We start from the raw sequence: 11,967 nt of genomic DNA, 5'->3' as shown, positions 1-11,967 counted from the left end.
CGTCGTCCCACCGTTCTTGGATGTAGTAGCGTCCGACGTTCCACAGTTTCGAGGCGGAAAACCCGCATTGGTCGAGGTCGTCACGAACCTGTTCGTGGTTCGTGATGTGTGCGACGTAAGTACGGGTCGTCTCCAGCATCGTACTAACTTCATAACGTATTATGAGAGTATAGTTATTAAAACCAACGACCGGGGCGGTAGAATATCCGGCAATGTTATCGACCGGCAGAAGTCATGCACCATGCCGGCTGTATCCCCCGCCTAAAGGCGGGGGTATTAGCCTCGTAATTCTCTATAAGACAAGTTCTCTGGGACAATAGCCTTTGCACTCGCAATACACTCGTGGGAGAAGTCATTGGGAACGAAGCGGCGCTTCGATCGTCACAATCGTCCCAGTCGGGTCGTTGTCCTCGAACGTGACGTCGCCACCGGCGATATCTGTGCCCCATGCAATAAGCGCGAGGCCGAAGCTGCTACCGTGTTCTAGCGGTGTTTCTGTGCCCTGTGAAATCAGCGCGAGTTCGTGGTCGTCGATGCCTGGCCCATTATCCGCAACTGTAATTTCGACAGCATTTTGCTGTGTTTCAACAGACACCGTGACACGAGGGTCGGGGTTGGTGTTATGCTGGGCGGCATTCTTGATGACATTCGAACAGACGGTATCGAAGAGACTGTTGACGTAGATATCTTCATCAACCGGCGTAGCACTAATTTCGACTGCGGGATACTCGTTGCGGGCTGCTTCGATACTTGCTGCGAGAATCGTCTCGAGCGGAACGTCTGTATGCCCCTCTCGGCCCCGTTCGAACACATCGAGAATGGCGCGGACCTTATCGCTGATATCCTGGATCTCAAGTGCGTTTTCCTCGACTGCCGTGGCTTTCGTCTCGCTGTTGTGCGTGGCCAGATAGTTTGCGTTGCCGAGGATAACCTGCGTATTGGTGCGAATATTGTGTCGGAAAACCCGACTAAGGACCTCTAGCCGTTGTTGCTGGCGCAAGAGGTCGCTGATCTCATGGAGTGTAATGACACGTCCAAGCAGTCGGTCGTGGATATCCTTGATGCAACTCTCGGAGACATCGTATGCCCGGTTCGAATCAGGAGGTCGGAAAATAGACTGGTTGGCTTGCGACGTAGCTATCGGCGGTGTCAAATCTGGACAGACATGTGAAATCGATCGGCCGAGTGCATCATGTGGTGTCGTATCGAGTGCGCTCGAAGCCTGGGGGTTCATATCGACGACATTGTCGTGGCTATCCAAGACGAGCGCCCCCTGTTGCATCCGATTGAATACCGTCGCCCGAGCGTGGCGAATCGGTGACGGATTGGTGCCAAAGAGTTGAAAACGCGTTAAAGCCCCAAGATAGGCAACGCCCGAGACAGCGAATGCGATCGGTGTTGGATCGACGCCTGCAGTTGGGAGCACCTCGAATAAATAGAGGATGTTCACAACCCAGGGTGCGAAGATACCAACGAGGAGCGTAACACTCTGCCCACGAAACGTCTGGACGCTACTGGACACCAGTTGAAACAGTGGAATAGCTCCCAAGAGACCCAGTAGATAGGTATACCCTGCAATAACCCAAAACCAAGCCCCTGGCGTGCGACTGAGTGTGGTCGTGCCGTCCTGCTGCACCAGCGTTGAGTCGATATACAGCAAGTGATGAGCGTCGTTGGTCACGCCAAGCACTGCCGTTATCGCTGGCACGAGCAAGGAGAGAAGAACGTAGTTGCGAGTAGTGTACTCGGTGTACCCAGCGTATTCGAGGCTAAAGAACAACCAGGCGACGGGAATGAGTCCAATCCCGATCCAGGAGACATCGACCCAGAACATTTTCGCACTAAGGCCGGTAGCGTCGATCCGAAATATCAGTGTCGCAGCCCACCAACACTGGCCAGCCAGGAGAGCAATAAGTGGCACTGCGCCCGGTTCGGGCCGTTCTCGCCAGGCAAGTAAGCCGCCTGTGACACTGACAACAATCGTCAGTGCAAGTACAAACTTGAAAATCGTCGTCGTGAGCACGCTCACTCAAGAACATCGTTCCCGACCACTTTAATGAAATGGTATTTATATCGTCATATAGTGATACTGAAATGGTCCGGCTAGAACGCTACGATCTGCACCAGTAACACGACAAAGACAGGTAACCGGGTGCATTCAGCGAGAAATGCAAGCGTCCCGTCACTGTCGAAGCGGCCGAGCAAGCCGACGACGACAGCCAGACAGACAAGACCGACTGATAGTGCCCAGGCATGACTGGAAGACAGGTTACCCGATGCTACTCCGAGGGCGAGTATCACGCCAGCGCCGACTGTCACCCCGTAGAGAATCCATCTCGTTTGTGTGACACCGACCACAGCAGGCAACGTTGCGACACCGATAGCACGGTCAGCGTCGATATCACGGACGTTCGGGATTTCGGTATTGACGAACGTGGCCACCGTGAAAAAGCAAAAGACGATGATCGCTGCGGGGTTGAGTCCAGCCCCAGCGAACGCGACTGGCAGGAAGACGATGACGGCTGACCAAGCTGCTGCGACGAGTCCCGAATTGATGATGAGAATGTCTTTGAGCCGCCCGGCCTCAGTCCCAACACTGGGTATCCACTCCTGTGCGTAGCTGAGCCAGACAATACCGGGCACCAAGGTGAGTCCGAACGCAACTGGACCGCCAAGGACCGAGAGTGCTACAGCAAGCCCATATGCGAGCGCTCCGAGAATGTAAAGGACGCCAGCATACCGCTGGACGAATACTGTTCGCTGCGGTGCTGCCAGGATATCTGTCTCGAGATCGGCGAGCCGGTCGTTGACGTATACGGAGAATGTGAGTAATCCTGCAACAGCAGGGGCAATGGTCTGTTGGAGCGAGAGGAGTTCAGTAACGATGCTGACTTCGACCATTGCAATAAGCGCCAGGTAGGCCGAACTATAGACGAATCCATTCCACACTGACCTGACCCGCTGTCGGAGATGTACCCGTTTCGTACTGGTCGAATCTAGCCGCTTGATGCTACTTTCGGACTGCGATTGTGGTTTCGTTTCCATTTCGCCAATGAACTATCAGGACACAGTACAGTAAATATACCACTTTCGCTAAGTGATACCGGCCAGCAAGATGATGCCAGAGCTGCCGTCAACAACCTACTCACCCGCTCACTCCGGAGAATTCGTTCGTGGAACTAGTATTTCCATATATCACAAATTGAAATAATCGGAAGACATAAAAGCTGTGATACAAATCACCTTAGTCATGTTGCGGACGACGCGGGGACAAACAACTCTTGATTTCGGGATTGCGATGGGGATATTCCTCCTGACACTTGCCTTCACATTCAGCTTCCTCTCCGGGGTGTTCGCCCCGTTTTCGACCGACAGTAACGCAGACCTGATGACGGCGGACCGGAGTGCCGCCCATCTCACTGAAGGAATGCTTGGGTCGCCGAGCCGACCCACCCAGCTGAACAGTACCTGTACGGTTGCATTCTTCAAGAATACTACCGTCCCGACCACCTGCCGGTATGACACGCTTGATCTCACTGATGCGCTCGGCGTTGCCTCCAGAACCCGGGTGAACACAACAATCGAGCAGTCTGGAGATGTCGCGAAGGTCGACGGCATCATGCTCGCTAGAGGGCCACCCCCATCGAGCACGGGTGACGTGAGCGTCGCCCGACGTCTCATCGCGCTTGAGGGAACGACCTACCACCTCGTTGTACGGGTGTGGTAAACCGATGGACCGAGCCCAAGCACATACAGTGGAGGCGTTCACGGCCGCACTTCTGGTTCTGGGAGCCGTGCTGTTCACGCTCCAGGCCACCGCGATTACCCCACTGACCGCGAGCACGTCGAACGAACGCGTCGAAAACCAGCAACGAACGCTGGCCAAGGATCTGCTCACGACCACCGACGCGAACGGGGCACTCCGAGACGCAGCCGTATTCTGGGATACCAATACCGGGCAGTTCGACGGTGCTCCGGATGTTGGCTTTTACGCGAGTGGCGGCCCACCGAACCAGTTTGGGACGGCCCTCAACGAAACGTTTCGAGCGAAGCGGATCGCGTTCAACGTGTATGTCTCCTACCAGGAGCCAGATGGCTCGTCGAGCCGTGAAACCATGGTGTATATGGGCACGCCCAGCAACCATGCCGTCGTCGCGACACATACCGTGCCCTTATTTGACGACACCCAGCTTACAGCTTCAGGGGCGACACAGACCCTAGAAGCGGCAAACGCGTCGTTCTACGCAGAAGATGTCGCCCCAAACAGTCCGCTGTATACCGTCACGGAGGTGCGTCTCGTCGTATGGCAGATGTAACTGATCGCGACCGGGGACAGCTCATCGTCATTACAGGCTTAGCGATCGCGCTAGCCCTCGTTGTGATGGTGTTGCTGTTGAACTCCGTGATTTACACTGGGAATCTCGCAACACGAAGCGTCGACGCGGGGAGTCAGTCGGCTATTGCCTACCAACAAACGACGACTGATGGCGTTGGCGCCATCGTCGACCGGGTAAACACCCGGAATTACACCAGCTGGTCGGCCGCGCAGGCGAACGTCACCGAGAACATCTCCACATACGATGCGGTAGCTGGCAGGCAGTATCTCGACCGGGGTACCGTGGCTACGATTAACGAACCGTCGCTGACGACCACCGACGGCTACCTGATTCGGCACTCGAATACGTCGCGGGCATTCACCTCGGCAAACACGACCGTTCTCGCTACCGGGCGCCAAGCTAACTGGACTGTGGCGCAGGATGTTGAGCGGGTACGCAACCACCAGCTGACGGTGACCGAGTCCTCGCTAACCCAAACGACGACACCACAACAGGGGTTCTCCGTTGCCGTCGTCGAAAACGGGACATCGTCGCAGTGGCACACATATATCTACAAAAATAGTACTCACATCTTGCTTGCAGTCAAGAACGAGAGCGATACGTCGCCGACACCACTCCCCAGTTGTGCGGTCAGCGGCCCCACCGCGACGATTGACCTCACGACTGGCACGGTCAACGGAACTGACTGTCCAGGCCTCACATGGGCCAAGGGAGTCTCGGGGCCCTACGACGTCGAGTATCAGAATGGGGATGCTGCACGCGGGACGTATGAACTCACAGTGGCGCAGTCGGCAGGGATGGACACGCTCCGAGACACCCATCTCTATGGGCCGACCAGCGGGCAGTCTCCGTCGTACTCCTACGCAGTGTACAGTACCTCCTTCGAGATTGTGTACGAGACGCGCACGCTGCACTATCGGGCGCCCGTCCGTGTCGCTCCGGAGGAGCCGGCATGATGGATGATCGTGCCGTGTCCATTCAAATCAGTCACACGCTAAGCTTGGCTATTACCGCGCTGCTAATCAGCGGGCTGTTGATCGCAACGGGTGGACTGGTCGAATCTCGACAGGAACAAGCCATCCAATCGGAGCTCGCGGTGGTCGGCGAACGTATCGCCACTAATCTGATGACGGCAGATCGGTTAGCGAGTGCTGGTGGCTCCACCGCCGAGGTACAGGTCATGGTTTCGCTGCCCGACCGAGTCGCCGGGAGCGGCTATCGCGTCACAGTAAACAGTTCCACAGCACCGCCACAGCTCGCTTTGACGTCCACTGATCCGACAGTTACGGTCACGGTCCCGTTCGAAACGACGACTACTGTCGACGGTAGAACGGTCAGCGGTGGCGACGTGCGGATCGTTTTCACGCCAAGCGGCACGCTGGAGGTGCGGGCAGCATGACGACACGCGCCCAAAGCGAAGTGCTTGGCTATGTGCTGGTGTTCTCGCTTATCGTGCTTTCTGCCGGCATCGTCTATACTGGCGGCATCGAGGGGCTACAGAATGCCCAGCAGGCCGAACAGCTCAACAACATGGGGCGAGCGTTCGACGTGCTGGCAGCGAACCTGGCCGATATCCATCAACGGGATGCCCCCAGTCGAGCGACCGAGTTACAGCTCTCAGGCGGGACCCTTGGGTTCGGCCCCCCGGTCGAAATGCGGATCCGTGCGACCGAGGTCGGGAACGCATCGAACAACGCGACGTTCTCGATGAACCCACGCCCGCTCGTCTACTCGGGGCACGATGACACGACGTTCGTCTACATCGCCGGTGCGGTGATTCGAACCGACGGCGAGGCGAGCGTGATGCGGAACTCGCCAAGGTTCAGGGTCGATAGCGAGCGGACGGTTATCCCGTTCATCGTGACGTATCCGAAAACAGACGAGAGTCTTGGTGGACAATCCACGGTACTCGTCGTCGGCACAAGCCTCGGTAACGAACTCGCTGGCTCGTTTACGCCGGCGAACGATGTCACCGTCGAAATAACCGTCAATTCACCGCGTGCCGACGCATGGGGGCACTACTTTGAACGCGAGGGATATACTGCCGTAGACGCAAACGCCAGTGACGGCACCGTTACCTATCAAGTCACAACTGAGCGGCTGTACGTGTATCGGAGCGTCATCGAACTCGACCTAGAACGGTGACAATCATAGCGGATACAGCGCGGAAACCCACCCTTCAGGGGTGGAGGAAGCGCGTCCATTCCGGACGATAATCCACCGACGACAGCTCTACCCGTCGGTCACGTTCACCGTGCTGGTCGTAATGTGCAGGTACGTCAATCGTGTCACATCGGCACCGACTGGCAGTGGTGCCTGTGACTTGAGCGTCTCGTCGTAGTGAATCTCTGCGCCGGATTCGATCCTTGCCTCACCCCCAACAATCCCCCCGTAGAGTTCGGCTTCCTCTCTGAACTCGACTTTACCTGAATGGGTGTCACCCGAGGGGGCATAAATTACCCCGACGACCCTCGTGCCGGCATCTTCGAGCTTGATGTGTGTGTCGCGTCCCCCGTATAGCCAGAGTTTGCTAGATCGTTCCTCAGGGACCGACACGGTTGATCCGCCCTTGATTTCGATCCGTTTGTGAGCGACGTAGATTCTGACCCTGCTACCCGATTCACTGACGACGTCAAGCGTAGCGTCGTCGAGTATGACGTCGTCCTCGACGTATATCTCGATGGGGCCGTCAGTGTTGTTTAGCGTCAGGGTCTCGCCGCTCTGTAGATCGATCGTTTCGAGATAGTACGTCCCCGCGTCTAGTGTCCAGGACGTTTGACTATCATCGAGTTCGTCGTTGGTGGGGTCGCTGTCACCTTGGTCGTCAATATCAGTGTCTGCGTTCACGTTCGGGTTGTCTCTGATTTCCGTCTGTTGCTGATCGATATACCCGTCGATTGGGTCGATGGTTGGAGCCGACCCATCGTTCGTTATGGCCCCACCAACGTGGCTCGATGGGGCATCATGGGTTGAGAACGTCCCGCCGTACGCGAGGTCGTCAGTGACGTATGAGCTTTTCTTGAGATTGACTTCGCCGCCGCCAGAGACGAGGCTGCCGTTGAGCGTGCCGTGTTGGACATTGACCCCACCGGCCGTGGCGATGGTGCCACCCGACCCACTCGTGCTGGCGTAGTCCCCAATGGAGGAGTTGTACGTATCGATGAAGACGGCCCCATGTTTCCCGTCGATATGCAACTTCTTCGACGGCGATGTCGACATCATACCCTGGGTAACCGACTCTTGGGTCTCCGGAGCGACGAGCGTCGCGGTTACCGTCTGATTCGGGTGGTCGTAGGTCGCCATTCCGCCGCTCCGCTCCTCAAAGAAGCGCCCCCAGGCCTGGTAGTACCTGCTGGTAATAGTGACGTTGACGCGGTCGCCGGCCAACGGATTCGTCTTGCTTGCGACCCCATCGACCGGGAATACCGGCTGGGACGTTCCGTGACGTATCTGCACTCGGTTATCGAGAGTATCGGTACCCGAGACAATAATTAACGGGAGTGTGAGCGTCGTTCCGCGGTAATGAAACTCCGGGGACGATACCATGGTGCTCCCCGGGCCAGTCCGTTTCCAGACTCCGCCCCCCTGATACGCAATGGTTGTGTCCCCGTTCTCGTAGACCACTGCGCCGAGATCCGTCTCGAGAAACGTGGTGGTGACGCCACTAGTGGTATTGGTTTTGGTAATCGTTATATAGCCGCTAGAGGCATTCACTCGTGTCGTCCCTCCGGTGCCACGAATCCCGAGATCGACCTGTTGGGAGGGAGCATTATCGAAGCCGACAAGGCTCGCTTTCGAATCGAGTTGCGTCATTGCGTGCTCGGCACTGGAGGTTTCTGTCGTCTGTTGAATGGAAGAGAGGGCCGGCGCTCCGAATGCGACCGCGGCGGCTGTGCCAGCGATCGTGAGACCGAGAATGAGGACGACTCCAAGGACTTCCGACTGCCCCCGACTGTCTCGTAAGAGCAGTGGCAGTCGACCTGACGGCTCAGGATCACGCATTGGTAGTAGAATACAGTGAACATATAAAAACTATTGCACAACTACTTGGCCTCTATCTGAAAAACAAAAATCTGCGCTATCGATCTGAATCACGATGCTCTTTTGGCAAAGTGGAAGAACTACCGGGCCCGACAGGAGTTGGTGGTCGAAGTGGCCCATCGGCGCTGTCATCAAGGCGGGCGGAGTCGTACAACTCACCAATCTCAACGTGCTCGCGAGGGACACTGTTCGCGATACGTTTCTCGACGAGGTCATACTCCTCGCTACCCCGGTGACTCCACCGTCGGCGAAGGGCGTCCCACTCCTCGCGACCCAGATCACTAATGTTAATACCGAGATCAGCCATGGCCGCATGGACGGCCTGTGTGTCGATACCTTGGAACCACACACCAGCGGGAAAGTTGAGCCACTTGGTTGTGCCACCATGTGCAAGTTTCACCCGGATGCCGGCGACATCCGCCGCGCCACGGACGTGCTCGACACGCTCGGTTACGTCGAGGACAGCCTCGACAGCATCATTCATCGCGATCGCCTTCGGAACCGTGGTCGGGCTGGTGTTTCAGTCTCTCATTTTTGCCTGCGTGTTGCTCACTATCAGTCATGTCAGTGACGGTCCTCTGGGAGCCGTTTTTCGACCCCTTCCATTAGTATCTACGTATTTCTGGCTCGCTAACACAAACCACCACTAATCAGTATAAATACTCAAAACTTCCCAAATTATATCTCATTAAATCATGTGTGTATATCTCTGTAGAAGTGGAAATTTATGATTAGTCCTGAAACAGACAGCTTCTTCCAGTATCAGGATTTGAAATAGGTTAGGAAGGTATATTTTACTCCCGTATAGCTACTTCTGTATGTTCCCTAATTGGTCTCGCGCTGTCTGGATCGATCGATCTCGGTCCAAGCGCTCTGCAGAGTCATATACTCTCGGTCGGTGTCGCAACCGAGCTACTACCAGCGGCTGCCAACCACAATGGCAGTCTTGCTGCACCGCTGTACAACACGTCATGAAGACGTCCTCCCTTCCAGACGTCACTCCGCACAATCTGATCACAAGCAGCGTTGTCGCTTCTCACAACTAAGTCTCACATGGCACTCTGTAGTGATCACTTCTCGACAACAGTTCACCCCGGTGATAGCGTCTTGTGTCTCTGTCCAGTGTTCGAAATGGAGCGTCAGACCACCTGTTTGGCTTTGCGAACGATCAGCGACCCTGCCCGGACCAATGCCCTCTCGATTACCTATACCAACTCGCCACGTACCCGACTAGCCCTCGCTAAGCGATACGGTGTGCAGCCGCCCGCGGATTCCGTCATCCTGTATGTGAGCGCCGATAGCTATGTGATGAACACCGACTCTGGTGATCAGGCGGACGCTGCCGTCACTATCCGCCATCTCGACTCGCCGGCGGATCTCACCAGTCTTGGAACTCGGATTACTGCGCAACTGGATACCTGGACAGAGACGACATCTGAGCGGCAAATCGTGGTCTGTTTCGATTCAGTGACGGTCCTCCTCCAGTATATTAGCGTGGCACAAGCCGGTCGGTTTTTAGATGTTGTGACCAACCTGTTCGCAGAGCACGATGCCATCGCGCACTTTCATCTCGATCCTGAGGCGCACACCGAACAGACACTCAACAAGCTACGGCCATTCTTCGATCTAGTTGTGGATTGTCGAGAGAATAGTAGGCATATCGACTGCGCTACTGGGAATCTTTGAGTGCTATCCTTCCGTTGTTTTGACCGGATCGGAGAGTGAGTTGGTACCGGTCAGAGTCCTAACAGCGATCGCATCCGTGTCTCAAGGTTCTCATCCGGAGTCTGGTCGGTTGTTGTTTCGTTGTCCTCGCCAGTAACACCAGTCGCTGAACCAGACGACGTCGTCGCTGATTGATCTTCCGTGTCAGCATCTGTGCGGTCAGCGGCTGTGTTTTCGGGCTCGCTGTCGCGTTCATCATTGTCGCGTCCATCACTCGTCGAGGCATCCTCAATTGTCGATATCGCCGCTTCCGGATCCTCAGTGGAGTGGTCACTTTCAGTAGCAGTGTCTGTCGTCACGTCGTGAGCAGCAGTTCTCGGCGTTGCTGTCCCCTCGTCTGATTTCGACAGGCGTGGTGGTGGCGCGGGACCAAGCAACTCGCTATCATTACTGGGGTGGGTCTCTGATGCGGGCGATTGTTGCGTAGGCTCCTTGTCGGCTGGCTGTGCGAGGGGGTCCTGCTCATCGGCTGTCGCATTGGCTCCATCCATCCCGTCCTGTTGCTGTTCTTTTTCGCGAGTCGTTGTTCCTGAGTCTACAGAACTGGACGGCGCTGTCGATTGTTCGGTTGCTGCCTTCTCAGTTGCCACCAGCTTCCGTGCAATCTTTGTGTACGCGATCGCCGCACCGGCGTTCGGTGCATTTTGCACGACCGGAATGCCCTGGTCTTGAGCATGTGGCACAGCGTCGTCTTCAGGAACATGACCGAGCAACTCAACGTCAAGGAACTCTGCGATATGATCCGCACCGGGGGAGGTTCCAGTTCCGGATCTCGTGAGGATGAGTCCACGGACTGGCGTTTCGACTCGATCGGCAAGCTCTTGTGTGGTTCTAACGTTTCGAACTGCCGCCGCTCGTGGCGTCGAGATAAGCAGGACACTGTCGGCGAGCTCTAGCGGCCGGACTGTCTCTTCGCTGAGCCCGGCCGGGGTATCGAAGAGGACAATATCGTGGTACCAGCGGAGTGACTCGACGATGTCTGGAAGCCGATCAAGCTCCGTCTCGGCGTAGCCATCAAGTGTTGTCCCACTTGGGACAACTGAGAGTCCGACGTCTGTCTCGTACATGGCCTCTGTAACCGACGCGTGGCCAGCAAGGACATCGTGGAATGTTGTGGCCGTCTTCAGGTTTAGATCCAAATTCAGAAAATCGACGACGTTTGCCATCGCCAGATCCATCTCGACAACGACAGTCGAATACCCAGCCTCCGCCAACATTGTGCCGAGATTGAGACAGGTTGTCGTTTTCCCGATTCCCCCCTTTGCCCCAGCAACAGTAAACACGTGATTTGTGACCATGGTCCAATTGATTACCAGTATATGTAAGAATATTACCAATAGATATTGATAAGTCTATCGGGTGGATGTGCTACGCGAATCAGCAAGACCTATTCACAGAACTAGTCAGAGGACTGAAATCTGATGGGTACGTAGACAGACTATGGGACGTCTGACCGCATTCGTCGTGAGTACGCTTATAAGCGTCGTCGTTTTTATAGCACTTGCCCGCCCGCTCTTGCTCGAATTACTCGGTCCGGAAGCGTTACTACTCGCTTACGCGGGAGCAGCAGTCGCAACTGGCACGACCGTCTATGTACTGCTACGAAATGCCAGTCTTGCCCTCGCCAGTCGTCGTGATCCTCCGTCGGAGCATCCAGACACCGACCAACAGATTGCGGGGCAACTCGAGGACGACCTCGTCGAGCAAGAACTGAAGCAATTGGACAGTGACAGATGAGGTGACATCCTCCGCGCCGTGAACGGCGCGGCTTCCCTGCATGGGAATACCGGCTAACCACCGGTAGTGGGTTCCGACCCGACCTCTCCGAGCGTCATCTGCCGTGGGTGGCTCTGCTCGGTGGGGG

General features: G+C 56.1%; 12 protein-coding genes and 1 pseudogene. 8 read left to right on the top strand and 5 right to left on the bottom strand.

Going from position 1 to position 11,967, the window contains the following annotated elements:
* From EGH23_RS26745 to EGH23_RS25710, 3 genes and pseudogenes are all read right to left on the bottom strand, one after another.
* A pseudogene (locus EGH23_RS26745) lies at positions 1-139 on the bottom strand (RNA-guided endonuclease TnpB family protein); the annotation flags it as partial.
* A 213-nt stretch (positions 140-352) separates the two neighbouring features.
* Positions 353-2,029, bottom strand: a complete 1,677-nt coding sequence (locus tag EGH23_RS25715) for a histidine kinase N-terminal 7TM domain-containing protein (RefSeq protein WP_328767169.1) — start codon at positions 2,027-2,029, stop codon at positions 353-355.
* Positions 2,030-2,103: 74 nt separating this feature from the next.
* Positions 2,104-2,901, bottom strand: coding sequence for a UbiA family prenyltransferase (locus EGH23_RS25710; RefSeq protein ID WP_220582835.1), 798 nt, complete (start codon positions 2,899-2,901; stop codon positions 2,104-2,106).
* A gap of 349 nt (positions 2,902-3,250) precedes the next feature.
* On the opposite strand from EGH23_RS25710, the gene EGH23_RS25705 reads away from it, so the two are divergent.
* The 5 genes from EGH23_RS25705 to EGH23_RS25685 are packed head-to-tail and all read left to right on the top strand — an operon-like array spanning position 3,251 to position 6,482.
* A complete protein-coding gene (locus tag EGH23_RS25705) occupies positions 3,251-3,727 on the top strand; it encodes a DUF7287 family protein (RefSeq protein ID WP_220582834.1) in 477 nt (158 codons plus the stop codon).
* A 28-nt stretch (positions 3,728-3,755) separates the two neighbouring features.
* Positions 3,756-4,316, top strand: a complete 561-nt coding sequence (locus tag EGH23_RS25700) for a DUF7288 family protein (protein ID WP_328767166.1) — start codon at positions 3,756-3,758, stop codon at positions 4,314-4,316.
* The gene (locus EGH23_RS25695; RefSeq protein WP_220582832.1) at positions 4,304-5,293 is read left to right on the top strand and encodes a DUF7261 family protein; all 990 of its coding nucleotides are present in this window, start codon (positions 4,304-4,306) and stop codon (positions 5,291-5,293) included. Before EGH23_RS25700 ends, EGH23_RS25695 begins: the two co-directional genes overlap by 13 nt.
* Entirely contained in the window at positions 5,290-5,736 is a 447-nt protein-coding gene (locus EGH23_RS25690; RefSeq protein WP_220582831.1) for a DUF7266 family protein, read from the top strand. Before EGH23_RS25695 ends, EGH23_RS25690 begins: the two co-directional genes overlap by 4 nt.
* Positions 5,733-6,482 carry a DUF7289 family protein gene (locus tag EGH23_RS25685; protein ID WP_220582830.1) on the top strand — a complete coding sequence of 250 codons (750 nt, stop codon included), beginning with the start codon at positions 5,733-5,735 and terminating at the stop codon, positions 6,480-6,482. The genes EGH23_RS25690 and EGH23_RS25685 overlap by 4 nt, the downstream gene beginning before the upstream one ends.
* Positions 6,483-6,569: 87 nt before the next feature.
* Here EGH23_RS25685 and EGH23_RS25680 read toward each other — a convergent pair whose 3' ends face one another.
* Positions 6,570-8,339 carry a DUF7289 family protein gene (locus EGH23_RS25680; protein ID WP_220582829.1) on the bottom strand — a complete coding sequence of 590 codons (1,770 nt, stop codon included), beginning with the start codon at positions 8,337-8,339 and terminating at the stop codon, positions 6,570-6,572.
* A gap of 94 nt (positions 8,340-8,433) precedes the next feature.
* Here EGH23_RS25680 and EGH23_RS25675 point away from each other — a divergent pair, with 94 nt between their 5' ends.
* Together EGH23_RS25675 and EGH23_RS25670 are read left to right on the top strand one after the other, a co-directional pair.
* A complete protein-coding gene (locus tag EGH23_RS25675) occupies positions 8,434-8,949 on the top strand; it encodes a hypothetical protein (RefSeq protein WP_220582828.1) in 516 nt (171 codons plus the stop codon).
* A gap of 482 nt (positions 8,950-9,431) precedes the next feature.
* Entirely contained in the window at positions 9,432-10,064 is a 633-nt protein-coding gene (locus EGH23_RS25670) for a DUF7504 family protein (RefSeq protein WP_425433285.1), read from the top strand.
* Between the two features lie 50 nt (positions 10,065-10,114).
* On the opposite strand, the gene EGH23_RS25665 is transcribed toward EGH23_RS25670, so the two are convergent.
* Entirely contained in the window at positions 10,115-11,401 is a 1,287-nt protein-coding gene (locus EGH23_RS25665) for a P-loop NTPase (RefSeq protein WP_220582826.1), read from the bottom strand.
* Positions 11,402-11,543: 142 nt separating this feature from the next.
* Here EGH23_RS25665 and EGH23_RS25660 point away from each other — a divergent pair, with 142 nt between their 5' ends.
* Positions 11,544-11,840, top strand: coding sequence for a hypothetical protein (locus tag EGH23_RS25660; protein ID WP_220582825.1), 297 nt, complete (start codon positions 11,544-11,546; stop codon positions 11,838-11,840).
* Positions 11,841-11,967 lie beyond the last annotated feature (127 nt).

This window comes from Haloarcula nitratireducens (genome assembly GCF_019599505.1).
Note: the sequence above shows the minus strand (reverse complement) of the source record. Positions and strands in the feature narration are given on the sequence as shown.